The 23,897-nt window shown below is 64.4% G+C and carries 27 protein-coding genes; 16 read left to right on the top strand and 11 right to left on the bottom strand.

The window, feature by feature from the left end; all coding sequences use genetic code 11:
- Positions 1 to 107: 107 nt before the first annotated feature.
- Positions 108 to 1,154, bottom strand: a complete 1,047-nt coding sequence (gene hemE, locus ACVWYP_RS38370; RefSeq protein ID WP_304496947.1) for a uroporphyrinogen decarboxylase — start codon at positions 1,152 to 1,154, stop codon at positions 108 to 110.
- A 123-nt stretch (positions 1,155 to 1,277) separates the two neighbouring features.
- Here hemE and ACVWYP_RS38365 point away from each other — a divergent pair, with 123 nt between their 5' ends.
- Positions 1,278 to 1,463, top strand: coding sequence for a hypothetical protein (locus tag ACVWYP_RS38365; protein WP_028338569.1), 186 nt, complete (start codon positions 1,278 to 1,280; stop codon positions 1,461 to 1,463).
- Between the two features lie 110 nt (positions 1,464 to 1,573).
- Here ACVWYP_RS38365 and ACVWYP_RS38360 read toward each other — a convergent pair whose 3' ends face one another.
- The 3 genes from ACVWYP_RS38360 to ACVWYP_RS38350 all read right to left on the bottom strand — a co-directional run bounded on the left by ACVWYP_RS38360 (position 1,574) and on the right by ACVWYP_RS38350 (position 4,099).
- Positions 1,574 to 1,861 carry a PilZ domain-containing protein gene (locus tag ACVWYP_RS38360; protein WP_304496946.1) on the bottom strand — a complete coding sequence of 96 codons (288 nt, stop codon included), beginning with the start codon at positions 1,859 to 1,861 and terminating at the stop codon, positions 1,574 to 1,576.
- A 152-nt stretch (positions 1,862 to 2,013) separates the two neighbouring features.
- On the bottom strand, positions 2,014 to 3,684 hold the full coding sequence (locus ACVWYP_RS38355; protein ID WP_304496945.1) for a pilus assembly protein TadG-related protein: 1,671 nt from the start codon (positions 3,682 to 3,684) through the stop codon (positions 2,014 to 2,016).
- Between the two features lies 1 nt (position 3,685).
- Positions 3,686 to 4,099 (bottom strand): TadE/TadG family type IV pilus assembly protein, encoded by a 414-nt coding sequence (locus ACVWYP_RS38350; RefSeq protein ID WP_028338572.1) that lies wholly within the window; start codon positions 4,097 to 4,099, stop codon positions 3,686 to 3,688.
- 379 nt (positions 4,100 to 4,478) lie between these two features.
- Here ACVWYP_RS38350 and ACVWYP_RS38345 point away from each other — a divergent pair, with 379 nt between their 5' ends.
- A complete protein-coding gene (locus tag ACVWYP_RS38345) occupies positions 4,479 to 5,366 on the top strand; it encodes a LysR family transcriptional regulator (RefSeq protein WP_304496944.1) in 888 nt (295 codons plus the stop codon).
- Positions 5,367 to 5,395: 29 nt separating this feature from the next.
- On the opposite strand, the gene ACVWYP_RS38340 is transcribed toward ACVWYP_RS38345, so the two are convergent.
- Both ACVWYP_RS38340 and trhO read right to left on the bottom strand, forming a co-directional pair.
- Positions 5,396 to 5,611, bottom strand: a complete 216-nt coding sequence (locus tag ACVWYP_RS38340; RefSeq protein ID WP_038382484.1) for a SlyX family protein — start codon at positions 5,609 to 5,611, stop codon at positions 5,396 to 5,398.
- Entirely contained in the window at positions 5,604 to 6,395 is a 792-nt protein-coding gene (gene trhO, locus ACVWYP_RS38335) for an oxygen-dependent tRNA uridine(34) hydroxylase TrhO (protein WP_304496943.1), read from the bottom strand. The genes ACVWYP_RS38340 and trhO overlap by 8 nt, the downstream gene beginning before the upstream one ends.
- 170 nt (positions 6,396 to 6,565) lie before the next feature.
- Between trhO and ggt the strand changes: the two genes are divergently transcribed.
- Complete coding sequence (ggt, locus tag ACVWYP_RS38330) at positions 6,566 to 8,152, top strand: gamma-glutamyltransferase (protein ID WP_304496942.1); 1,587 nt, start codon at positions 6,566 to 6,568, stop codon at positions 8,150 to 8,152.
- A gap of 99 nt (positions 8,153 to 8,251) precedes the next feature.
- Here ggt and ACVWYP_RS38325 read toward each other — a convergent pair whose 3' ends face one another.
- Positions 8,252 to 8,452, bottom strand: a complete 201-nt coding sequence (locus ACVWYP_RS38325; RefSeq protein WP_456684279.1) for a hypothetical protein — start codon at positions 8,450 to 8,452, stop codon at positions 8,252 to 8,254.
- On the opposite strand from ACVWYP_RS38325, the gene ACVWYP_RS38320 reads away from it, so the two are divergent.
- The 3 genes from ACVWYP_RS38320 (at position 8,384) to ACVWYP_RS38310 (ending at position 11,036) form a co-directional block, all read left to right on the top strand.
- Positions 8,384 to 9,478, top strand: a complete 1,095-nt coding sequence (locus ACVWYP_RS38320) for an NAD(P)/FAD-dependent oxidoreductase (RefSeq protein ID WP_304500381.1) — start codon at positions 8,384 to 8,386, stop codon at positions 9,476 to 9,478. The two genes, ACVWYP_RS38325 and ACVWYP_RS38320, sit on opposite strands and share 69 nt — an antisense overlap.
- Before the next feature lie 63 nt (positions 9,479 to 9,541).
- Positions 9,542 to 10,000, top strand: a complete 459-nt coding sequence (locus ACVWYP_RS38315) for an FKBP-type peptidyl-prolyl cis-trans isomerase (RefSeq protein WP_304496940.1) — start codon at positions 9,542 to 9,544, stop codon at positions 9,998 to 10,000.
- A gap of 46 nt (positions 10,001 to 10,046) precedes the next feature.
- A complete protein-coding gene (locus ACVWYP_RS38310; RefSeq protein WP_304496939.1) occupies positions 10,047 to 11,036 on the top strand; it encodes a D-2-hydroxyacid dehydrogenase family protein in 990 nt (329 codons plus the stop codon).
- 57 nt (positions 11,037 to 11,093) lie between these two features.
- Here the strand turns inward: ACVWYP_RS38310 and ACVWYP_RS38305 are convergent, their stop codons facing one another.
- A complete protein-coding gene (locus tag ACVWYP_RS38305; RefSeq protein WP_028338581.1) occupies positions 11,094 to 11,297 on the bottom strand; it encodes a CsbD family protein in 204 nt (67 codons plus the stop codon).
- A 146-nt stretch (positions 11,298 to 11,443) separates the two neighbouring features.
- On the opposite strand from ACVWYP_RS38305, the gene ACVWYP_RS38300 reads away from it, so the two are divergent.
- Together ACVWYP_RS38300 and ACVWYP_RS38295 are read left to right on the top strand one after the other, a co-directional pair.
- On the top strand, positions 11,444 to 11,962 hold the full coding sequence (locus ACVWYP_RS38300) for a cupin domain-containing protein (RefSeq protein ID WP_028338582.1): 519 nt from the start codon (positions 11,444 to 11,446) through the stop codon (positions 11,960 to 11,962).
- A 132-nt stretch (positions 11,963 to 12,094) separates the two neighbouring features.
- Positions 12,095 to 12,832 carry an enoyl-CoA hydratase/isomerase family protein gene (locus ACVWYP_RS38295; protein WP_304496938.1) on the top strand — a complete coding sequence of 246 codons (738 nt, stop codon included), beginning with the start codon at positions 12,095 to 12,097 and terminating at the stop codon, positions 12,830 to 12,832.
- A gap of 131 nt (positions 12,833 to 12,963) precedes the next feature.
- Here the strand turns inward: ACVWYP_RS38295 and ACVWYP_RS38290 are convergent, their stop codons facing one another.
- Positions 12,964 to 14,490, bottom strand: a complete 1,527-nt coding sequence (locus ACVWYP_RS38290; RefSeq protein WP_304496937.1) for an amidohydrolase family protein — start codon at positions 14,488 to 14,490, stop codon at positions 12,964 to 12,966.
- Between the two features lie 217 nt (positions 14,491 to 14,707).
- Between ACVWYP_RS38290 and ACVWYP_RS38285 the strand changes: the two genes are divergently transcribed.
- The 4 genes from ACVWYP_RS38285 to ACVWYP_RS38270 all read left to right on the top strand — a co-directional run bounded on the left by ACVWYP_RS38285 (position 14,708) and on the right by ACVWYP_RS38270 (position 18,315).
- Positions 14,708 to 15,724 carry an alpha/beta hydrolase gene (locus tag ACVWYP_RS38285; RefSeq protein ID WP_304496936.1) on the top strand — a complete coding sequence of 339 codons (1,017 nt, stop codon included), beginning with the start codon at positions 14,708 to 14,710 and terminating at the stop codon, positions 15,722 to 15,724.
- Positions 15,725 to 15,845: 121 nt separating this feature from the next.
- A complete protein-coding gene (locus ACVWYP_RS38280) occupies positions 15,846 to 16,268 on the top strand; it encodes a VOC family protein (RefSeq protein ID WP_035630843.1) in 423 nt (140 codons plus the stop codon).
- 29 nt (positions 16,269 to 16,297) lie between these two features.
- A complete protein-coding gene (locus tag ACVWYP_RS38275) occupies positions 16,298 to 16,786 on the top strand; it encodes a VOC family protein (protein ID WP_028338587.1) in 489 nt (162 codons plus the stop codon).
- 224 nt (positions 16,787 to 17,010) lie between these two features.
- On the top strand, positions 17,011 to 18,315 hold the full coding sequence (locus ACVWYP_RS38270) for a phospholipid carrier-dependent glycosyltransferase (RefSeq protein ID WP_304496935.1): 1,305 nt from the start codon (positions 17,011 to 17,013) through the stop codon (positions 18,313 to 18,315).
- A gap of 46 nt (positions 18,316 to 18,361) precedes the next feature.
- On the opposite strand, the gene ACVWYP_RS38265 is transcribed toward ACVWYP_RS38270, so the two are convergent.
- Entirely contained in the window at positions 18,362 to 18,994 is a 633-nt protein-coding gene (locus ACVWYP_RS38265) for an OmpA family protein (RefSeq protein ID WP_304496934.1), read from the bottom strand.
- A gap of 158 nt (positions 18,995 to 19,152) precedes the next feature.
- Between ACVWYP_RS38265 and ACVWYP_RS38260 the strand changes: the two genes are divergently transcribed.
- The 3 genes from ACVWYP_RS38260 (at position 19,153) to ACVWYP_RS38250 (ending at position 22,203) form a co-directional block, all read left to right on the top strand.
- Complete coding sequence (locus tag ACVWYP_RS38260) at positions 19,153 to 19,395, top strand: hypothetical protein (RefSeq protein ID WP_304496933.1); 243 nt, start codon at positions 19,153 to 19,155, stop codon at positions 19,393 to 19,395.
- A gap of 80 nt (positions 19,396 to 19,475) precedes the next feature.
- Complete coding sequence (locus tag ACVWYP_RS38255; protein WP_304496932.1) at positions 19,476 to 20,639, top strand: winged helix-turn-helix domain-containing protein; 1,164 nt, start codon at positions 19,476 to 19,478, stop codon at positions 20,637 to 20,639.
- Positions 20,640 to 20,877: 238 nt separating this feature from the next.
- A complete protein-coding gene (locus ACVWYP_RS38250) occupies positions 20,878 to 22,203 on the top strand; it encodes an MFS transporter (protein WP_304496931.1) in 1,326 nt (441 codons plus the stop codon).
- A 118-nt stretch (positions 22,204 to 22,321) separates the two neighbouring features.
- On the opposite strand, the gene ACVWYP_RS38245 is transcribed toward ACVWYP_RS38250, so the two are convergent.
- Complete coding sequence (locus ACVWYP_RS38245) at positions 22,322 to 22,603, bottom strand: hypothetical protein (protein WP_304496930.1); 282 nt, start codon at positions 22,601 to 22,603, stop codon at positions 22,322 to 22,324.
- Positions 22,604 to 22,786: 183 nt separating this feature from the next.
- On the opposite strand from ACVWYP_RS38245, the gene ACVWYP_RS38240 reads away from it, so the two are divergent.
- Entirely contained in the window at positions 22,787 to 23,893 is a 1,107-nt protein-coding gene (locus ACVWYP_RS38240; protein ID WP_050387400.1) for an efflux RND transporter periplasmic adaptor subunit, read from the top strand.
- Positions 23,894 to 23,897 lie beyond the last annotated feature (4 nt).

Raw genomic sequence — 23,897 nt, 5'->3', positions numbered from 1 at the left:
CGCGCGGCCCTTTTCGCTCGTGGCGAGACCCGGGCCGTCGACCCTTCGAGACGACCGCTGCGCGGTCTCCTCAGGATGACGGTGATAGGTCCGTAACTCGGGCTACCTCAGCCCTTATACGCGCGCACCCGCGCGACCATCTGCTCGACATGGGCGATCGGCGTCTCGGGCAGGATGCCGTGGCCGAGATTGAAGATCAGCCGCCCCTTGCCAAAATTCTCCAGCACATCGTCCACCGCGCGGTCGAGCGCGGCGCCGCCGGCAATCAGGGCTAGCGGATCGAGATTGCCCTGCACCGCGACGCGGTTCTGCACGCGCTCGCGGATCATCGACGGCTCGGTGGCCCAATCGATCGAGACCGCATCGACGCCGGTTTGCTCGATATAGGTCGGCAGCAGGCCTGCCGCGCCGCGCGGGAAGCCGATGATCCTGGCACCGGGGACCTGCTTGCGCACCCCGGCCACGATGCGCCTGGTCGGCTCGATCGACCAGCGGGCGAATTCGCGCGGCGGCAGCACGCCGGCCCAGGTGTCGAAGATCTGCAGGCAGTCGGCGCCGGCCTTCAACTGGCCGACCAGATAGTGGATCGAGTTCTCGACCAGCACGTCGATGATCTTGGCGAACGCGTCCGGATGGCGGTAGGCAAGCATCCGCGCGGGTGCCTGGTCCGGCGTGCCCTGTCCGGCCACCATGTAGGTCGCGACCGTCCACGGCGCGCCGCAGAAGCCGATCAGCGCGATCTCGGGGGCGAGTTCGCGACGGACGCGACGCAACGCTTCAAAAACCGGCTCGAGCTGGTCGAAGTTGGCATGGGTCGCCAACGTTGCGATCTCGCCGGGCGTTGCCAGCGGATCGAGCCGGGGTCCTTCGCCGGCCTCGAAGCGCACCGAGCGGCCGAGCGCGTAGGGGATTACCAGGATGTCGGAGAAGATGATCGCGGCGTCGAAGTTGAACCGGCGGATCGGCTGCAGCGTGACCTCGGCGGCGAATTCGGGCGTGAAGCAGAGATCGAGGAAGCCGCCGGCCTTGGCGCGCAGCTCGCGATATTCCGGCAGATAGCGGCCGGCCTGGCGCATCATCCAGAGCGGCGGCGCGGCCTGCCGGTGGCCCGACAGCACGTCGATGAGCGGCTTCTTGGTGGGATCCTGGGGCACGCGGATGGTTCCTGATCACGGTCAAAATTTGCGCCCCTGATACACGCTGCAGCGCAATGGGCCAAGGCGGTTCTGGAACCCCTCTTTGCGTGGCCGCGTTGTCCCCGCGAATGGAGGGACGACATGGCCGACAAATTCGATCCTGCCCCGCACGACAAGCATGCCGAGAAGCCGCACGAGGCGCAGGCTGCCGACCGCAAGGCTCGCGCCCGGCTGAAGGAGGGGCTCGAGGATACCTTCCCGGCCTCCGATCCGGTCAGCGCCACGCAGCCCGCGCCCTCGAAGCACGACGGCAATCGGGACAATTAGCTGGTATATCCCAGCGGCTGCTAACCACGATGCCAAGTGAGTTCAACTTGCGGCGACCTGCTCGCCGCGGAGCGACCGAGCCATCCGTGTACCCTGATTGCCGGGATAAACTAGACGGGGCCGCTTGCGGGGCGCTGTATCCGGTCAGATTCGAAGGTCACGCCGAGCCGCCGCTCCAGGCGCCAGGCCACAATGCAGTGCCGCCGGATCGGTTCGCTCTCGATCTCGAGCTCGAACGCGAGCGGGATTGCGACGTCGCTTTCCACGGCGAGCCCCGCGCCGCCGGTCGAGAGGTTGAGCACGAGACATCCGACACTGGTGTTGCGGAAGAAGATCGTCCCGCGCTTCAGCAGGATCGTTCGTTGGCTGTCGGTCTTGTATCTTATCGTGGTGCTCACGGCAGTCTCCTACCCCCCATGTGATGCCCGTCGCGACCGGTCCCCTCAAGCGCGATGGTCGCGCTTTCTCTTCTTGTTTGAGCATGATCTCTGCGCAAACGCTTTGCGTTTGTCGCGAGGGAAAACCGCTTCGCACTTTTCCGGATCATGCTCTAGTTCACCAGCACGGCGCCGTCGCAGCGGATGCCCAGCACCCAAACGTCGACCTGGCCGAGCCCGATGCCGAGCGTCGCGAGCAGCGACGCCAGCACCTGATCGACTGAACTCGTCACGCCATTCAGGATGCTCATGACGAGCGCCCCCAATCCCGGGATTGGCAGCCCGAGCGGGCCGAGATTGATGGTCAGCGAGAGGTCGCCGAGCAGGCTTCCTGTCAGCGATGAAAGGAAGTTGGTCGTCGTCACCGTCTTCTTGGTGCCCGACTGGATGTCGCTGTAACTGAAATTGACATTGGTCGGCGTGGTGTTGCCCATGCCGGCATGGGCACGGCCGGTGACGGTGGCGAGACCAAGGTTGACCAGGGTCGCCGGCGGCGGATTGGGCTTGGTCGTGAAGTTGGTCATGTCGGCGACCGTGACGTTGCCGATCCATGCATCCACGATCCCCGGCGTCACGCCGATCGTGACCTGCGAGGTGCTGATGTTCGGGTGGCCGCAGGACACCGCGCTGAGTGTCGCAGTACCCGAGGCGACCTCGACATAGACCGGGAGATTGATCGCGGACACGGTGCCGGAGCCGAGAACATTGATCGTCGCCAGGATCCTGGTCTGCGCGGTATGGACACTCACACCCTGGGTGCCGATCGCGATCCAGCTCGATCCGACCGGGCGCTCGCCGATCGTTGCGATCACGGAGACATTGGCGATGCCCGGCAGGCCGAGATTGATCGAGGTTGCGATCTGATGGTTGCCGTTGGCGATCTGCGCCACCGTGGAAATCAGGTCGAACACCGAAACACTGGCGCCGACCTTGGGTTTCTGCCCCACAGTAAGATTGGCAAATGGACCGAGGTCGACCAGCGTGCCCGGCGAAATCTTGGTGGTGGAGCCGGTGACGGCCTGGGAGATCGTCGACAGCGCGGTCGTCGCCGCGTTGGCGCCGTTGGTGATCTGCTGCGTGGTCAGCGCGGACGCGACGATGTCGCCGACCTTGATGTTGCTGCTCAGCAGGTCGCTATAGGTGACGCCGGTCAGGTTGACCCGGGTCGCCAGTGCCGACAGGAAGTCCAGTGCGTCGATCTTCGCGCTGATCAGCGCATTGTAGTCCATCACCGAGAGCGACAGCGTGGTGCCGAGCATCGAGCCGAGCAGCGCATTGAGCGCGCCGCCGTTGACCGAGAGCAGCCTCGAGCCGATCGCGAACGAGGCCATTTCGGTCGATGTCGCGGTGGCGGTCGTCTTGATGGTGAAGCTGCTCGCGCCGGTCAGGTAGCGCGCGAAGTAGAGCGGGGTCTGGGTGTTCAGCGTGACCCGCGCGGCGTTGGGAGTGCCAACCGCCGGGGTCACGAAACGGGCCTGCGGCGCGATGGCGCTGTTTGCGGTGTAGGTCCCTGTCTCGACCTTGACCAGCGCGCTGGCCGGGTACTTGTTCTGCGTCACGGTCGCGGTGGCGGCGTTGACCGGATTGTTCAGGTTGGCGGCGGCGACGATCGCGGCGAGATCGGCGGTGCTCTGCGTCTTGCGCCGGTCGGCGAAGATCGTGCCGAGATCGATTGCGAGCCCGGCGCATCCGATCAGGAGCGTCATCAGGCCGGCGCTGATCATCGCGAAGTTTCCTCGTTCGTCGGCGCCGAAGCGCCGCATCAGCATGAGGACGCCTCTCATCCTAGAATCCTCCGTACTGAATCGCCGCGGAGCGGACGATGGTGCTCGCCGGGGCGGGGACGAAGGGCAGCTTGTAGATGAAGTTGCCGGCCGCGTTGTAGTTGACCGTCACGACGTAGACGTTGGCATTCGATGGAGACGGCGCGGCATTGACCGTGAGATTGCCGGGAACGAGCAACGGATAGGTCGACGCGTTGGCGGTGACGTAGTTCGTCGCGAGGCTGTTGCGTTCGGTGTCGGTCATTCCCGCGATGGATGACCGCGCCGCTTCGGCGGCGAGTTGCTGAACGCCATGCACCATGGCGAGATACGAGCCGAAGACGATGATGCCGAAAATGAAGGCAAGAAACAGCGGCAGCATCAGCGCGAATTCGACGGCAGACGCACCGCTTCGGCAGCGAAAAAACCTGGTCATTGCAACACACCTCGAAACGCCGACTACGACGTCACGTTGCGAGGCTTTGATTAAGGAAAACTATGAAAACGCTTTCGCGAATCAGCGGCGCCAATCCAGACTTATCGGGTCAGTGAAACGTTATGGGGCGATCAGAATCTCTGATGCGATATCCGCAAAAACCCGGGGCGTGGTGCGGTTGACGTGCTGCGGCGTGTGCAGATGTAGTTGTCGGATACCGTGATATGCGGAGCAATGCACGTAACAATACATATGGCCTGTAATATCAGTGCCTTGGCGGTAATTGTACCTAAACGAAAGTGCAACCAAATGTTAGTATAGCCTGATCACATACTGTGGAGATTGGAATTGCGTCCCCGCTGAGATTGGAGGGCTCGCGATGCATAGACCGCGTCAGCATTTGAATATTCCTACTGAAATCGTTCGCACCGTCGTTGCGATCGCCGAGACGGGCAGCCTGTCGAAGGCCGGGGAGCGTCTCGGCCTCAGCCAGCCGGCGATCAGTTCGCAGGTCAAGCGACTGCAAAGCCTGATTGGTGGCGCGCTCTTCGTCAGAACCGCGAACGGCACCACGACCACCGAGCTCGGCAAGGTCGCCGTGCAGCAGGCGAGGCGCATCCTCGAAGCCAACGATCAACTGCTTCGGCTCGGCGGCAATCATGAAGGACCCCAGCCGTTGCGGCTGGGAATCAGCACGATGCTCGCCGAGGAATTCCTGAAGCTGCATCCATCCGATGCACTCGCCGACGTTCTGCTTCACGCCGACATGTCACCGGCCGTGATCAGGGGATTGATCGACGGCTACATCGACATCGCGTTCGTCTACAGCAACCCTTCGCTGGAGAACGAGGACGAGGTGACGATCGCCGCCGAAGCCGACGAGCGGTCGGTGTGGGTGCGATCGCGCGATTTTGTGCTGCGGCCGGGCGCCCCGATCCCGATCCTGGCCTGGCCGGGTGACGACTGGATGATCCGGACGCTCACCAAGCACAACATCTCGTACAAGATCGTGTTCAGGAGCCCGAACCACCAGCTGCGTCTGGAAGCCGCACGGGCCGGATACGGCCTGACAGCGTGCCCGGAGCGGATGATCCCGTCCTCGCTGATTTCGGCGAAGGACTATTATCTTCCGGAGCTTCCGGTGCAGAAGCGCCTGCTGTGCGTTCGCCCTGGTCTCGAAGGCAGCCGCGCCACGGCGATGGTGCAGCGGTTGTCCAGCCTGTTCTTCAGCGGCGCGAAGCCGATGCGTCAGGTGAGCAACATGTAGCTGGTGCTGCCGCGGTCCGGCGGCACCGGTCAATAGTGCGGTGGGCGCTCGTTGGCGGGGCCGGGCGCATGGCGTTCGGCCTCCTGAAGCCGGTCGCGCAACTCGGCGATCTGGCGCGTCAGCGCGTCGATCTGCTTCCATTGTGCCGTGATGGTCTGGTTCAGCGTCTCGATGGTTTCGTCCTGATAGGTCAGGCGGACCTCCAGCGCCTCGATCCGCTCGCCCAGCTTTGCCGTGTCATTCATGGACGGCAGCCTCGCAGGGGGCACCCGCGCGCTCCACGTCGCTCGCAAGCGCTTCCGCACGCTCGCGCAGGCCGTGGCCGAGCGCGACACGCTCGTCGAACACAAAACAGTCGCCGCGCCAGCGGCTGTCCCGCTGCGTTGTTTCCTCGAGATATTTCAGGATGCCGCCCTTGAGGTGATAGACCTCGGCAAAACCCTGCGCGAGCAGATAGGCGCTGGCCTTCTCGCAGCGGATGCCGCCGGTGCAGAACATCGCAATCCTGCGGTGCTTCGCCGGATCGAGGTTTCGCGCCGCAAATTCCTTGAATTGTCCAAAGCTCGCGATCCTGGGATCCACCGCGCCTTCGAATGTGCCCATCGCGACCTCGAACGCGTTGCGGGTGTCGAGCACCATGACGTCAGGCGCGGCGATCAGCTCGTTCCAGTCGGCGGCATCGACATAGGTGCCGACCTGCCGCGTCGGATCGACCGTGGTGTCGCCGAGCGTGACGATCTCCTTCTTCAGCCGCACCTTGAGCCGCTGGAATGGCATTTGCGCGGCTTCGGAGAACTTCAGCTCAAGATTGGCGAGGCGACCGCCGAACAGCGGTCCGCGCCTGAGCTCCGCAACGAAGTCGTCGATGCCCTGGTCGGTGCCGGCAATCGTGCCGTTGATGCCCTCATGGGCGAGCAGCACGCTGCCCTTGAGATCGAGCCCGGCGCAGAACGCGCGCAACGGCTCGCGCAGCGCACGGAAGTCGGGCAGCGCGGCGAACTGGTAGAAGGCGGCGACCTTGAAGGGCATCGCCGGGGTTTATCAGGCCGGCCAGGCCGGCGAAACCCGCAAAGCCATGCATTGTCGGGATAATTCCCCTGGCATGCCAGGCATTGCTCAGCCGGGGATGAGTGTGCCATGTACGTGGCATCATCCGCCGCAGCCGCATCAGACCATCACGATCAAGCGAGCACTCCGTCATGAGGAATTTCCATTTCGCCGGCCGTTCCACGGTCCACGCCCAGAACGCGATGGTGGCGACGTCGCATCCAGAGGCGGCGCTCGCGGCCATCGAGGTGATGCGCGAGGGCGGCACGGCGGCCGACGCGGCGGTTGCAGCCTGCGCGCTGCTCGGCGTCATCGAGCCGCAATCGACCGGCATCGGCGGCGACTGCTTCGCGCTGATCCAGCCGCGGGGAGAAGGCAAGATCACCGCCTATAACGGCAGCGGCCGGGCGCCGATGGCGGCGACCGTCGACTGGTATCTCGAGCGCAAGATCCGTTCGGTGCCGCTGACCTCGGCCCATGCGGTCAGCATTCCCGGCGCGGTCGATGCCTGGGACGTGATCCTGAAGGACCACGGCAAGTTCGGCTTTGACCGGCTGCTGCAGCCCGCGATCAAGGCCGCCGAAGAGGGCTACGTGGTCGCTCCGCGTATCGCCTTCGACTGGAAGAACGGCTTCGAGAAGCTGAAGAACGGCACCAACACCGAGCGCTATCTGTTGCCGCACGGCAAGCCCGCGGTTGCCGGCGACGTGATCCGCCAGCCCGAGCTCGGCAAGACGCTGCGCGCGATCGCGCAAAAGGGCCGCGACGCCTTCTATAGCGGCGAAATCGCCGCCGACATGGTCGACACGCTGCGCGGCATCGGCGGCCTGCACACGCTCGAGGACTTCGCTGCGCACTCGACCGAGGCGACCTCGCCGATCGGCACGATGTACAAGGGCTACGACGTCTGGCAGTGCCCGCCGAACGGCCCCGGCATCACCATGCTGGTCATGCTCAACATCCTGTCGCGCTTCGACCTGACCAAGTTCAAGCCGCTCAGCATCGAGCGCTTCCATCTCGAGGCCGAGGCGGCACGCATCGCCTACATGATGCGCGAGCAGCATATCGGCGATCCCCAGCACGTGCATGTCGACGTCGCCGGCATCCTCGCCAGGGAATTCGCCGAAGAGCACATCAAGAACATCCGGATGGACCGGCTGCTCGAACTGCCGAACGTTGCGCCGCCGATGAATCCGTCGACGGTCTACATCACGGTGGTCGACAAGGATCGCAACGTCTGCTCGTTCATCAATTCGATCGCGCATTCGTTCGGCTCGGCGATCGTCTCCAACAAGACCGGCGTCCTGCTGCAGAACCGCGCCGGCGGCTTCCGCATCCAGCCCGGACATCCGAATTGCATCGCACCGGGCAAGCGTCCGCTGCACACCATCATCCCGGCGCTGGCCACCAGGAACGGCCGTGCGGTGATGCCGTACGGCGTGATGGGCGGGCAGTACCAGCCGGTCGGCCAGACCCGTGTGCTGACCAACATGCTCGACTATGGCTGCGACATCCAGGAAGCCATCGATATGCCGCGTGGCCTGCACTACGAAGGCGTCTACCAGCTCGAGGACAGCGTGCCGGCGGAGATCGTCGAAGGCCTGAAGAAGATCGGTCACAAGACCACCAGCGTGGTCGCGCCGCTCGGCGGTGGGCAGGGCATCTGGATCGATTGGGACAAGGGGACGCTGACCGGCGGCTCCGATCCGCGCAAGGACGGCTGCGCGCTCGGCTATTGATTGTCGCGGCCGGCAGGCTCGACGGACGGAACAAGAATTTGTCGCGAGGGTTGGTGCTGAAAGCCCATCCCCGCGAGGTCCGCCATCCGCACCCTCGATTCAGACGAGACCGAACAAGCCGATCTGCGTGGCGGCTCTCCACCCTGGCGTGCGGCGTCGAGGCGTCCGCCGCCGCTCGCTGAAAATCTCTCCTGCGATGCGCTGATCGTCGGCGCCGGCATCACCGGTGCGCTGGTCGCCGAGCGGCTGACGCGTCAGGGGCTCGATGTCGTCATCGTCGATCGCGAGCATCCAGGCCACGGCAGCACCGCGGCGAGCACCTCGATGCTGCTCTGGGAGATCGATCGTCCGCTGGTCGAGCTGGCCGCGATCTACGGCTTCGAACGCGCCGTCCGCGCCTACCGCGCGAGCCTGGCGGCGGTAACCGGCCTGCTGTCGCTGGTCCGCAGCACCAACGTTTCGAGCGAGATCAGGACCAAACGCTCGCTCTATCTGGCGACCGGAAGCTCCGCAGCCGAATTGCGCGACGAACACCGGCTGCGCAGCCGCGCCGGCCTGCCCGGCGACTTCCTCGACCACGGCCAGCTGCTCGAGATATTTGGCATGGCGCGCGCCGCCGCGATCGTGTCATCCGGCGCGGCGGATGCCGATCCGCTGCAGCTTGCCCACAGTCTGCTCAGGCTCGCGGTCGCGCGCGGTGCGCGGTCGTTCGATGCCGAGGCCATAGCCTTCGACCCGGCAGGCGCGGCGGTCACGGTCGGGTTCGACAATGACCGCGAAATCGCCGCGAGAGCCGTGGTGCTGGCGACCGGCTATGCGATGCCGGACATCGTTCATTCCAGGGTCCAGGCGGTGTCCTCGAGCTGGGCGATCGCAACCGCGCCGCAGCCGCAGAACATCTGGAAGGACGGCGTGCTGATCTGGGAGTGCGCGAAGGACTATCTCTACGCGCGCACGACGCCGGAAGGCCGCATCATCGTCGGCGGCGAGGACAGCGACGAGATCATCGAGCCCGACGCACGCGACCGCCTGATCCCGCAGAAATCGCGCGCGCTGGCGAAGCGCCTTGCCGCGCTATGGCCGTTTGCCGAAACCGAGATCGATTATCGCTGGGCGGGAACGTTCGATACCACGCGCGACGGCCTGCCGCTGATCGGCCCGGTGTCCGGTGCGAAGGGCGTCTATGCCGCGTATGGTTATGGCGGCAACGGCATCACCTTCTCCTATCTGGCGGCGCAATTGATCGGCGATCTGATCGCAGGCGCGTCGTCGCCATTGCTTGACGATTTTGCGCTGGACCGCGACGGCGGCATGGCCGGTCACTGAAAAATGGCTAGGGATTTGGCCCGCGCTGGGCTAGAGACGGCCGTCCTTCACGAGAGGTGCAAGATGCGATCTTCCCGACGCACGATCATCAAGACTGCATTCGCCGGCCTTGCGGCGGCAGTCTCCACGTCCGTTGTCAGCGGGACGGCAACGGCCCAAACTGCAGGAAAGCCCATGACCACAGCTTCAGGCCTCCAGATCATCGACAGCCAGGTCGGCACCGGCGCCTCGCCGAAGACCGGCCAGACCTGCGTCATGCACTACACCGGCTGGCTCTACGAGAACGGCCAGAAGGGCAAGAAATTCGACTCCTCCGTCGATCGCAACGAGCCGTTCGAGTTTCCGATCGGCCAGGGCCACGTGATCAAGGGCTGGGACGAGGGCGTCGCCACCATGAAGGTCGGCGGCAAGCGCACCCTGATCATCCCGCCGAACCTCGGCTACGGCGCGCGTGGCGCCGGCGGCGTGATCCCGCCGAACGCCACGCTGATGTTCGACGTCGAACTGCTTGGCGTGAAATAGGCTGATGCGCGTCAAGTAACCGGCCCGCAACAACAGGGGCGCAGCGATGAAGATTTCGATCCTCGACGATTATTTCGACACGCTGCGTACCCTCGATTGCTACCGCAAGCTCGACGGGTATGACGTCAAAATCTGGAACGATCATGTCCAGGACGTCGATGCACTCGCCGAACGGCTGCGCGATACCGACGCGCTGGTCCTGATCCGCGAGCGTACCCAGATCCGCACCCCGCTGCTCGAACGTCTGCCGAAGCTGAAGCTGATCAGCCAGCGCAGCGTCTATCCGCATATCGACATCGACACCTGCACGCGGCTCGGCATCATCGTGTCGTCGAGCCAGCATGCCGATACGCCGTCCTATGCCACCGCAGAGTTCACCTGGGGCATGATCCTCGCGGCGATGCGCGCGATTCCGCAACAGATGGCGGCGCTGAAGGCGGGCAAGTGGCAGATCGGCGTCGGTCATACGCTCCGCGGCAAGACGCTCGGCATTTATGGCTATGGTCGCATCGGCGCGGTGGTCGCGGGTTACGGCAAGGCGTTCGGCATGAACGTGCTGGTCTGGGCGCGCGAGCCGGCGATGGCGAAGGCGCGCGCCGACGGTTATGAGACCGCGGCCAGCAAAGCGGATTTCTTTGCCCGCTGCGACGTGCTGTCGCTGCATATGCGGTTGGTGGACGCGACGCGCGGCATCGTCAAGGCGGAAGACCTCGCACGGATGAAGCAGACCGCGCTGATCGTCAACACGAGCCGCGCGCCGCTGATCGAGCCCGGCGCGCTGGTCGATGCGCTGCGTGCCGGCCGGCCGGGCATGGCCGCGATCGACGTCTACGAGAAGGAGCCGCTGCGCGACACGGCGGACCCGCTGCTCAACATGGACAATGTGGTCTGCACGCCGCATCTCGGCTACGTTTCGCGCGACGAGTACGAAATCCAGTTCACCGACATCTTCGATCAGATATTGGCTTACGCGGCCAGTACGCCGACCAACGTCGTCAATCCGGATGTGCTGGCACATCCCCACCCGCGCGGCTGATCACCGTCGCCAATGCTCGAACGGCCGGCTCGATGGGGCGGCCGTGTCATCTCTCGTTCAGCGAGGCCAGTGAGCCGCGGCGGTCACCCTGCCGACGATCCTCTTGATGCCGCCGAGTGCCTTCTGTCCCTTGCCCTTGGCTTCCAGGATCGCGCCTCTGCCCTGCATCGCGGGAGAGCCGGTGACCTTGCCAAGACGCCGCTTGAACCTGCCGATCGCCTCGTTGGTCGTGCCCTTGATCCTATCGGTCGTGCTACCCATGAAATTACTCCTTCGGAATACGCTGAGACAACGCGCCGACACATGGCGATGTTCCGATTTGGCAACGTTCCGATTTTCCGCTCGCCTGCGCGCCTGCTTTTCGCTAGCGTTCCACGCACGAAATGAGACCAACGAAAGCAAGAACGATGAGCGGTTCCCACGATCACACCCATTCCCACGACCATCACCATCACGACGATGAGCGCTGGAAGCACGACGGCGTCCGCGTCATTCCGGGCAACCAGCTCGATCCGAATGTGCCGTCGACCGCCGGCATGGACCGCAAGGCCGCGATCAATTTTGCCCGGGTCGGCGCGCAGAAATTGTGGGCAGGCACCGTCAGCATCAAGCCGGACGCCAAGACCGGCGCGCATCATCACGGCCATCTCGAAAGCATCATCTATGTCGTGAAGGGCAAGGCGCGGATGCGCTGGGGCGAGAAGCTGCAGTTCACCGCCGAGGCCGGCCCCGGCGATTTCATCTTCGTGCCGCCCTACGTGCCGCATCAGGAGATCAATGCCAGCCGCGACGAGGTGCTGGAATGCGTGCTGGTGCGCTCCGACGGCGAAGCGGTCGCGATCAATCTCGACATCGAGCCGATCGAGAAGCCGGAGACCGTGCTGTGGGTCGACCCGGTGCACCGCCATCCCGACGAGAAGAAGTGACGTTGCGGCTGAGCTGCAACGTCATTCCGGGGCGATGCGCAGCATCGAACCCGGAATCTCGCGCCACAATCTCGAGATTCCGGGTTCACGCTTCGCGTGCCCCGGAATGACAGTCTAGGGTAGGAGGCCAGCATGACGCTCGTGCGTTACGAGAGCGCCGACCACGTCGCGACCATCACGATGGATCGCGTCGCGTCGCACAACGCGCTCAACAACGCGCTGTGCGACGAGTTGCAGCAAGCCTGGCGGCGCTTTCGCGACAGCGACGACCGCGTCGCGGTGCTGGCCTCGGCCGAGGAGAAGTACTTCTGTGTCGGTGCCGACGTCCGGGATTTCCCCGCCAATATGTGGCAGGCGGTGCCCGGGCTCGGCGTCGAGCTCGACAAGCCGGTGATCGCGGCGACGTCGGGCTGGGTGGTGGGCGGCGGCTTCGTTCTGGTGCAGATGGCCGACATCTGCGTCGCCTCGGAGACGACGCGGTTCGTCTATCCGGAAGCCAAGATCGGCACCACCGGTGGCGGCGTCTCCTCGGTGCTGGCGCGCATGCCGCACAAGATCGCGATGGAGTTCCTGCTTGTCGGCGAGGAGCTGTCGGCCGAGCGGGCCTACCAGATCGGCTTCGTCAACCGGATCACGCCGCCGGGCCAGCACCTTGCGGCGGCGCAGGAGCTGGCGGCCAAGATCGCCGGCAACGCGCCGCTGGTGGTGCAGGCGCTGAAGAAGCTCGCGCGCGACGCGATGCCGAAGGGGCCGCTGGAGACGGTCGCGGAGGTGCGCCGGCAGCTCGACGCCATCAAGGACAGCGAGGACCTCAAGGAAGGCGCCAAGGCGTTCGGCGAGAAGCGCAAGCCGAGGTTTACGGGGCGATGACCTTTTCCGTCATTGCGAGAACTCGCGACAAAATTGCAAGCAATTTTGCGCTGAAGCGACGAAGCAATCCATCTGTCTCTGCGCGGAGATATGGATTGCTTCGCTGCGCTCGCAATGACGGGGCCTAACCCCTACACAAACACCCGGTGATCGATCACACCGTTCGGCACGACATAGCCGTAACGTGTGTTCGACGGTTCGGGGCCGGCCTTCTCATACTGCGCCTTCATCATCGCAAAGCGATCGCCCTTGAGGTCGAGCATCGCGCGCTTTGGCTGGATGTTGTAGAGCCGGGCGTTGTTGTCGCCGAAGATCGCCGTCTTCACCGGCCCGTCGGCGGGACCGAGCGGTGCATAGCCGAACTTCTTCTGCATCATCTCGGGGATCTCCAGCCGCCGCAGGCCCTCGATCTGCCATTGCGGCGCGCCGGTCCACAGCGCATCGGTGCCCCAGCAGACGTGGTCGACGCCGAGCCCCTTGATCAATGTGCCCATCAGCGCAGCGCAGACATTGGGCTCGGCGACCAGCGTGGTCGCGAACAATTGCCCGACGTCGCCATAGACATTGTTGACGCCATACTGCGCCGGGATGTCGGCGAGATCCGAGGTCCAGGCGATGCGGCCGGTGCGCTCGAACTCGGCGAGCGCGACCTTCGGATCGCCGCCGACATGGCGATAGGCCGAGTGGTAGATGATGAAGTTGAGCTGCGGCCAGTCCTTGGCCGCCTGGCCGACATCGGCAACGTCGGCGAAGCCGCGCAGATTCGGATACTGCTTCTCGATCCCGGGCGGAAACAGTCCCTTGTGGACGCAGACATTCTTGATGCCCGCCTTCACCATCTTCTCATAACCCTTGTAGGCGACCTTCTCGTCGTCCAGCCGCCAGGGGTAGCGGCTGATCTCCTTGTGGGTGTTGTCGCCGATCGTGTAGCCCTTGCAGGATTCCGGCTTCAGCGCCAATGCGGCGTCGAGCTTGTCGAGCCAGCCGGGCTGCCCGGGCGTGAAGATGGCGTGGCAGAACACGCGTCGCGAGCCGGCCTCGTCGTTCATTTTCTTGCGCGCGTCGGCCATCTGCTCGTTGGTCAGGAACCAGTCCTGCTCGATATCGGAAGGCGCCGAGGAGATCAGCGCGATCTTGGTGTCGGAATCGAGAAACATCTCCTTCTTGTAGTTGTTGAACTTGAGATCCTCGATGGTCTGCTCGTGATCGTTGAGCTCCTTGTTCCAGCCGGCCTTGCCGACCGCCTTGCGCATTTCCACAAAACCCATGATGCGGGTGTCGTCGCGCAGGAAATGCGTGTGCATGTCCATGATGAACTGGTCTTTCAGCGAGTTGGCGCGCTCCTGCGCCATCGCGGGTGTCGCGGCCTCCGCCGGCGTCACAGCGAACAGCTCCCCGTAGACCTGGTTCATCGCGACGAAGGAGGCGGCCATGCCGGCCGCGGTCTGGAAGAATCTGCGGCGATCGAGGCCCTGCCTGCCGCCGAGATCGTCGGCCATCGCAAGCAGCCGCGCCTCGACCTCGCGCTGCCGTTCGTTCTGCGGGTCGGGATAGAATTCGTCGCTGGAGACGATCTGGGTCGGGATCGGCGTCTGGTGCCGGCACAGTTCGGAGGGCATCAAGGCGGCAAGTTCTTCGTCGGTGAGATTGCTGCTCATTCTTCGCTCCCGCTTCTCGCCGGATTTTTCCGGTCGGATCGCCGCGGAGACTAGGACCAAGTCCGTTCGTCGTCCGCGCCGTTGGCCGGAAACCGCGTTCACAAAATCGTGCATCGGATTGGCGGACGCGAGATGCCCCCGTCGCGCAACCGGACAAGCGCGCTGCTATGCTCGATCGCACCGGATCGGACGAAGAAATCCGGAAGGGAGACGAACCATGATGCCGTCAGGTCATTCGCGGCGCAGCATTATCAAAGGCATTGGCGTTACGACGGCAGCAGGCATGCTCGGCGAAGCGCGGGCGCAGGCCGCGAGCGCGGTTCCTGTCGAGGGAGAAATATGGAGCAACGAATATTGGGCGAAGAAGGGCGACGTTCCGCTGTGGATGTTCCGCAAGCGGATCGGCGCGCCGAAGCCGGGCGAGCCGGCGCGGCCCGTGGTGTTTTTCGTGCACGGCTCGTCGGTGACATCAAGGGTGTTCGACCTCACCGTGCCCGGCAAGGGCGAGTATTCGCTGCTGAACACGTTTGCCCGCTACGGCTTCGATTGCTGGACCATGGACCACGAGAATTACGGCAAGTCCGGCCGCACGTCGGGCAATGCGGATATCGCGAGCGGCGTCGAGGATCTGAAGGCCGCGGTCGAGGTGATCGCGCGGGAGACCGGGCAGAGCCGATATCACTTCGTCGGCGAATCCTCGGGCGCGTTGCGGGCCGGCGCTTTCGCGATGGCCGCGCCCGAGCGTATCGACCGGCTGGTGTTCGCGGCCTTCACCTACAAGGGCGAGGGCTCGCCGACGCTGGCAAAGCGCGCCGAGCAACTCGCCTATTACCGCAGCCACAACATGCGCAAGCGCGACCGCGACATGATCCGTTCGATCGCAACCCGCGACAGGCCCGGCACGTCGGATCCTGCCGTGGTCGAGGTGCTGGCCGATGCCGAGATGCAGTTCGGCGACCAGATCCCGACCGGCACCTATCTGGACATGACCGCCAATCTGCCGGTGGTGCATCCTGAGAAGGTGCTGGCGCCGGTGCTGCTGGTCCGCGGTGAATATGACGGGATCGCGGCGGTCCCCGATCTCGAGGAGTTCTTCAACAAGCTGCCGAATGGCGACCGGCAGTTCATCATCCTGCCCGGCACCGCCCACTCGGTGGCGCTTGCCACCAATCGGGAGCTGTTCTGGCACGTGACGCGGGCATTCCTGACCATGCCGGCGCCGATTGTGACCTGACGTCACCCTGCGGCAGGACGCCGCAATAAAAATCTGCACGGCGATGTCGGGATCCGGCTATGCGGTTCGTCCTCGGGGCACAACCCCGCCAACAGGAGTTCTTCGCGTGGCCAATCCCAAAATGATCTTCGTCAACCTGCCGGTCAGCAATCTCGCCCATGCCACTGCGTTCTACGAGGCGATCGGCGCGACCAAGAACGCGCAATTTTCCGACCACACCGCCTCCTGCATGGTGATCTCCGACACGATTCACGTCATGCTGCTGACGCACGACAAGTTCCGCGAGTTCACCCCGAAGAAAATTGCCGACACCAAGACCACGAGCGAAGTGCTGATCTGCCTGTCCGCAGATAGCCGCGACGCCGTCGACGGCTATGTCACCAAGGCAACGGGCGCCGGCGGCAACGCCGATCCGTCGCCGCAGCAGGATTACGGCTTCATGTACGGCCGCAGCTTCGAGGATCCCGATGGTCACATCTGGGAAGTGATGTGGATGGACGTCGAGGCGGCGATGAAGGCGCAGTCCGCCGCGGCGACCGCCTGATCGCATCCTGCCATCACGAGGAGCTCAGCATGTCCAAGGTATCTCCCTGCCTGTGGTTCAACGGCGAGGCCGAGGAGGCCGCGAACCTCTACGTCTCGCTGCTGCCCAATTCGCGGATCGAGACCGTCCAGAAGAACGTCATCGACAGCCCCGGCGGAAAGGCCGGCACGGTGCTGCTGGTCGAATTCACGCTCGCCGGTCAGCGCTTCATGGCGCTGAACGGCGGGATGAGGATGGAGCACACCCACGCGGTCTCGTTCGCGATCGACTGTGTCGACCAGGCCGAGGTCGATCGCCTGTGGGACGCGTTGCTTGCGGCCGGCGGCACGGCCGAGCAGTGTGGCTGGCTCCGCGATCGCTACGGCGTCGCTTGGCAGATCGTGCCGGCGGCGGTCCGCCAATATCTCGGCGGGTCCGACGCCGCCGGCGCCGCGCGCGTGATGCAGGCCGTGCTCGGGATGATCAAGCTCGATATCGAAGGCCTGCGCCGGGCCTATGAGGGCGAGGCGGCGGCGTGAGGTAGGGCTTCGCTGTCATCGCCCGGCTCCGACCGGGCGATCCAGTATTCCAGAGATTTCGGTGCTCGGCCGATAGGCCGCTGCGTATTGGATGCCCCGCATGAAGCGGGGCATGACAGTATGGGCACGATGGTTCCGTCACATGACCGTGGCGACGGATCGCGGATGCAGCCGATATCGTATAACTATCGCAAGCTGCGTTCCCCTCGCACCGTGCTTGCCCTTTGAACATCGTATCCAAATCTCCTTCTGTTCCGCGAAGTCCCGCCGCGCGCACGGCGGTCGTCGCGGCAATCGTCTTCATCGTCGCCCATGTCGTGCTGCTGCTCGGGATCACCGCGCCGGGCAAGCTCTATTTCGACGAGGTGCATTACGTGCCGGCGGCGCGGCAGATGCTGCTGCCGGTGCGCGAGGGCCCGATCCTCAACCCGATGCATCCGCCGCTCGGCAAGGAGATCATCGCCGTCTCGATCAAGGCGTTCGGCGACGTGCCGCTCGGATGGCGCTATCCCGCGGCGCTGTTCGGTGCGCTGGCGCTGGTCGGCGTCTATCTCGGTGGGCTTGCGCTGTTCGCATCGCAGCAACGCGCGGTCGCTGCCGTGCTGCTCGCCTTCTTCAACCAGATGCTGTTCGTGCAGTCGCGGATCGCGATGCTGGATATTTTCGCGCTCGCCTTCGGCTTGTTCGCGATCGCGGCGTTCGTTCACGGCTTCAGGCAACCAAGACCGCATTGCGCCTTTGCGCTGGCGGGACTCTTCGCAGGGCTCGCCACTGCCTGCAAATGGAGCGGGCTGTTCGTGCTCGCGACCTGCATCGCGATCATCGTGGTGATCCGCCTGATGCAGGGCTGGCGCACGCACTTTGCCGACGCCAATGCGGAGGATTGGTACCGGCCGGAGCTGTGGCCGGACTTTCGTCTTCCACACTTCATCGTCTGCTTCGTGCTGATCCCGGCGGCCGTCTATCTCGCGACCTTCGTGCCGCTCTACGGCCTTTCTTTCACGGATATCATCGAGGCGCAGCGCCGCATCTTTGCCGACAACACCACGACTGCCATCGCGGGCCACACCTATATGAGCTCGTGGCCGTCCTGGCCGTTCCTGGTGCGCCCGGTCTGGTACCTGTTCGAGAAGGTCGGCGACGACAGGTTCGCCGCGATCGTGTTCCTCGGCAACCCGCTGGTGCTGTGGCCGGCATTGATCGCGCTGATCATTGCGCTGCGCGACTGGATCGTCGGGCGCGGCCGTGATGCGTTTCTCGTGCTGGCGTTCTACCTCGGCCCGTATCTGGCCTGGGCGCTGCTGCCGCGCACGCTCGGTTTCATCTATTACTATCTGCCGGCGGCGACCACCGCGAGTTTCGTGCTGGTCTACGCCTTGACGCGCAAGGGTGCGCCGCGCTGGCTGCTGTGGGCGTTCGTTGCGGTTGGATGCGCAGGGTTTGTTGCGATGCTGCCGGTCGCGGCCGCTGTCATCGAGACGTCGATGGCGACGTTCAACCGGCTGATGCTGTTTCAGGGCTGGATATGATTGATCCGCCTGCCGCACCGGCAGGCGGATCGAGAATGCAAAGAGATTACTGCGACGCGGTCTTGGTATCCATGTTGACGACCTGCACGCGGCGATTGGTCGGGTCCATCGGCGCACTCGGGTCCTTCGGCCGGGTCTTGCCGTAGCCGACCGTCACGAGATCCGAGCCGTTCAAGCCGTAATGCTCGACCAGATATTTCTTGATGGTGTCGGCGCGGCGCTCCGACAGGTCCTGGTTATAGGCTTCGCCGCCGATCGCGTCGGTGTGGCCGGCGACGACGAAGGTCGAGCCCTTCATGCTGGCATCCGACAGCGCCTTGCCGAGCTCCTGCACGGCCTGGGTCGAGCCCTTGCTGATGTCGGCGGAGTTGTAGTCGAAGTGGATCTCCAGATCGATCTTCGGCTTGTTCGCCGCGATGTCGGCGATCTCCTGGCGTTCAACGCGCGACAACGAACGGGTCTGCCGGTTGCGGACGGTGTTGAGGAAGTTTGCCTCCTTGGCGGAAGCCGCGAGGTCGACCTGCGTGCCGGCGGAAAGGCCGCGGGTGGCCGACTTCGGCTTCAGCGCATTGAGAATCTGGGCGGCCGGAACGGCCTCGCTGCCGGCCAGTGCGACGCCCGCCGTCATCGACAGCGCGGCGCCGATTGTCAGAAGAGACAAGGAAAAAGAGCGGGTCATGGTTTTCGTCCTCAAATGTCGGGCTAGCCAATCCGGCTTGCTGTCGTTTTGATGCTGGGAGAATAGGACCGGTTCAAAGCCCGGAATGTGATCTGGGTCACGGTTCGGTGCGCCGTCCCGCCTTGCGCCAGGCAGGCAGACGGGGGAGCGAGGACATCATGGCCCACGTCAATCGCGTCCTCCGCTCGATCAATGACGAAGACGCCTCGCGCTGCGTCGATATCTTCCTGCGCCCGGACGGCAGCATCGGCTTCGAAGAATATCGGCGGGACGTCGAAGATGGCCGCGGCTGGTTTCCGGTTGGCGGTCATTCGTCCCGCATCTTCCATGAGGAAAGCGCGGCCCTGGCCGCGGCGATCGGGGACGTTCCGTGGTTGCGGCGGGTCATCGGATCGACGTAGCCGCATCCGAATGATGCGGAGCTGGATTTCCGCGGTGTGGCTCTCCACAGCGGCGCGAATCTCACTACATTGCTGGGGCAATGCCCCGCGCCGCCGAACCCCTTTCGTTGAGCAATGCTAGCGCCCGCCACATCTGGCTGCGCGCGCAGCGGCTCGATACAAAGGCGCCGTTCGGGGAGGGGGCGTCAGCGGTGGCGGCCGCCGTCGATCATCTCGGCTATGTGCAGATCGACACCATCAACGTGATCGAGCGCTGCCATCACCACATCCTGTTCACCCGCATTCCGGACTACCGCCGCGCCGACCTCAAGCAGGCGCAGAGCCGGGACAAGAGCGTGTTCGAATACTGGACGCACGCGCTGTCCTACATTCCGTCCAAGGACATCGGCATCTTCCTGCCGGCGATGAAGGCGCATAAGCGCGAGGGCCATAAATGGTTCTCGTCGGTGACCCCTGCGGATACGCGCAAGGTGCTGCGGCTGCTCCGTGCCGGTCCGCTGACCATCCGCGACATCGACGACGACGTGCTGACCGAGAAAGAGCATCTCTGGCAGAGCCGGAAGCCCTCCAAGCGCGCGCTGCAGCTCGCCTTCTATGGCGGCGTGGTCACGATCAGCGAGCGTGCCGGCATGCTGAAGACCTACGAACTGATGACCCGGCACTTCGGCTGGGACAAGCCGCCGAAGCCGGCCCCGGCCTCGGCAAGGATCGCCTATCTGCTCGACCGCGCGCTGCGCTCGCAGGGCACCGTCAGCCTGGATTCGATCTGCCACCTCGACGCGCCGAGCAAGAAGGCGGTGCGCAGCCTGATCGAGGCGCGCCTGCGCCGCAAGGAACTGGTCCAGGTCGCGCTGGAAGGCGCCGGCAAGCAGGAACATTGGGCGCGGCCCGAGGTGCTGGAAGCGACCGGCGAGGGTGATCCAACCCTGGTTCACATCCTCTCGCCGTTCGATCCGCTGATCATCCAGCGCAAGCGCACGGAGCTGTTCTTCGGCTATGGCCACCGTTTCGAGGCCTATGTGCCGAAGGAGAAGCGCCTGTTCGGCTATTTCGCGCTGCCGGTGCTGGTCGGTGACGACATCGTCGCCGCCCTCGACCTCAAGACCGACCGGCAGAACAAGAAGCTCCTGATGCAGAAATGGAGCTGGGTCGGCAACGGCAAGAAGCAGGCGGCACGCAAGGAGCTGAAGCGCCGCATCGAGGAAGAGCTCGACCGCTTCGAGCGCTTCCAGCTGGCTGAATAGGGTTGGCTCTCCGTCATTGCGAGCCACCGGGTCGCGCGAACGCGCGCCCGATGACAGGCTCCGCGAAGCAATCCATCGCGCCACAAGCGGATAAGTGGATTGCTTCGCTTCGCTCGCAATGACGCCGTGCACAAAACGCACAGGGTTCCCGTTTGTGTTGTGAGCTATGAGTTTTTGCCATTGCTCAAAGCGGAGCCAGCCAATAATCCTCACGGCAAGCAACACCCGGGGGAAGCTTATGAGCCAGACAGCAACCATCGCGCCTGATCGCGGCGCCCGCAGCGAGATCGAGACGTCGACGATCCGCGCGATCTCGTGGCGGCTGATCCCGTTCCTGATCCTGGCGTACTTCTTCTCCTATCTCGACCGCGTCAATCTCGGTTTCGCCGCGCTCACCATGAACAGCGAGCTGAAGTTCTCGCCGGTTGTGTTCTCGTTCGGCGCCGGTATCTTCTTCATCGGCTATTTCATCTTCGAGGTGCCGAGCAACCTGGCGCTGGAGCGGTTCGGCGCCAGCAGGTGGATCGCCCGCATCATGGTGAGCTGGGGCATCCTCTCGGCGTTGATGGCGGCGGTCTATGACGAGCACAGCTTCTACGCGCTGCGCTTCTTCCTCGGCGTGGCCGAGGCCGGCTTCTTCCCCGGCATCATCCTCTATCTGACCTACTGGTACCCGGCCGAGTATCGTGCGCGCTTCCTCGCCGCCTTCGCGCTCGCGGTGCCGATCTCGACCGTGATCGGCGCGCCGATCTCCGGCCTGTTGCTCGGCCTCGACGGCGTGATGGGCTTGAAGGGCTGGCAGTGGCTGTTCGTCATCGAGGGCATTCCCTCGGTGCTGCTCGGCATCGTCACCTGGTTCTATCTGACCGACCGGCCGGAGAAGGCCGATTGGCTCTCGGCCGAGCAGAAGGCGTGGCTCAAGGCGAAGCTCGACGCCGAGGTCGCGGCCAAGCAGGCGGCGAAGCATTTCACGCTGGGCGAGGCGCTGTCGTCGCCGAAGGTGCTGGCGCTCAGCGCGATCTATTTCGGCTTCGTCGCCTCGCTCTACGGCATGCAGTTCTGGCTGCCGCAGATCGTCAAGGCGTTCGGGCTGACCAATGCGCAGACCGGCTTCGTCACCGCGATTCCGTACGCATTCGGCACCGTCGCGATGATCCTGTGGGCGCGCCGTTCCGACGCCACGCGCGAGCGCGTGTTCCATGTCGGCGCGCCGCTGCTGTTGACCGCGCTGGCGCTCGCCGTCTCCAGCTACATCACCGATCCGGTCATGACGATGGTGGTGCTGACGGTCGCCGCGATCGGTGTGTTCTGCACCTTCGCGGTGTTCTGGACGCTGCCGACCGCCTGGCTCTCCGGCACCGCCGCCGCCGGCGCGATCGCGCTGATCAACTCGATCGGCAACCTCGCCGGTTTCGGCGGGCCCTATCTGATCGGCTGGGTCAAGGAAGCCACCGGAAGCACGTCGACCGGTCTGCTGGTGCTCTCGCTGTTGCCGCTTGCTGCGGGCCTGCTGGTTTTCCTCGGCAGCCACGAGACCAAGACCGAGTTCGCGGGGGCGAAGTAGGGTAACGCGAGCGCTGAGACGGCTGCGTAGGATGGGTAGAGCGAAGCGAAACCCATCCTCTCGCAGCGCGAAGTCGATGGGTTTCGCTTCGCTCTACCCATCCTACATTTCTTGGCTGCTAGACCGGATAGCGCCACTTCAGCGCACGGCGCACGAGGAAGATCGCAATGAGCGTGACGCCGAGCGCTGCAAGCCACGTCCACATCAGGATGCCGCCCTGCGCCAGGGCGTAGCGCTCGGAGAGCGTGAGCGCGACCAGAACGCCGATGAGCCCTGCACCGGACCAATAGAGCGGCGAATGCAGCATTCCCGTCGCGGCGTGCTCAGCCGCGCGTTCGCGCGCTCGTCCGACAGACCAGATCAGGAAGCCGGCGTAGCCAAGGGCCAAGATCCACGACATGACCACAACCTCCCATGCCGGTGCTTCCGCGACCGTAAAAGGCGGAGGCCAAAGTCGAGGTATCGGGACGAAAGGAGCCGATTCCGACTCGTCCTCACGAATTGGTTATCACTGACGAATATTGACATTCATCAGTGATAAATCGATACTCTTCATCAGTCGTCAGCCCGATGGAGATTTCAGATGTTCGTTCGTTCCGTTTTCTCGAGCTATTACAGGCTCTTGACGGGGGCATCGTTGGCTTTTGCGGTGTTCGCGCTGACCGGCTGCAATGAAAAGGCGGCCGAAAACGCCGATCCGGGACGCCCCGTTCTGGTGGCGACCGTCCATTACGAAGCGGAAACCCCTGAGCGCAGCTTTGTCGGCACCATCAAGCCCCGTATCGAAGCCGATATGGGCTTTCGGGTTGCCGGCAAGGTGGCCAAGCGGCTGGTCGAGGTCGGACAGACAGTCGACGTCGACCAGCCCTTGGCCACCCTCGACGAGGTCGACCTGAAGCTGCAGGCCGAGCAGGCGGAGGCGGAGTTCCGCGCCGCCACCGGCGTGCTGGCGCAGGCCGCGGCCGCCGAGCAGCGCGCCAAGGATCTGAAGGCCAAGGGCTGGACCACCGATGCGGCGCTCGACTCCGCCAAGGCCGCCGGCGACGAGGCCCGCGCCCGACTGAACCGCGCCGAGCGTTCGGTCGAGCTGACCAAGAATTCCCTCTCTTACGCAACGCTGGTGGCCGACACCCGGGGTGTCGTCACAGCGACCATGATCGAGCCCGGCCAGGTGGTTGCCGCGGGCCAGGCTTCGATCCGTGTCGCCCGACTTGGCGAGAAGGAAGCTGTCGTCGCGATCCCCGAGACGCTTCTCGCTCGTGCCAGGTCGGGCGTAGCCACGGTGACGCTGTGGTCGGACGCCAAGAAGAGCTATGCCGCCAGGCTGCGCGAGGTCGCGCCGCAGGCCGATCCCGCTACCCGTACCTATCTCGCAAAATTCTCGCTGCCGGACGCCGACGAGGCGGTTTCGCTCGGCATGACCGCGACGCTGACCTTGGCCGACAAGGCGAGCGAGCGCGTCGCCAAGTTGCCGCTGTCGGCGCTGTACAGCCAGGGCGGCGATCCCTCGCTCTACATCGTCGACGACAAGGGCGACATCGCGCTGAAGCCGGTCAAGGTGAAGGCCTACGAGAGCAACAACGTCGTCATCTCGGGCGGCGTCGACGATGGCGCCAAGGTGGTCGCCCTCGGTGTGCAGAAACTCGATCCGAGCCAGAAGGTGCGGGTCGTGTCATCGCTGTCGTTCTAACCCT

Source organism: Bradyrhizobium sp. USDA 3262, assembly GCF_054060035.1.
Note: the sequence above shows the minus strand (reverse complement) of the source record. Positions and strands in the feature narration are given on the sequence as shown.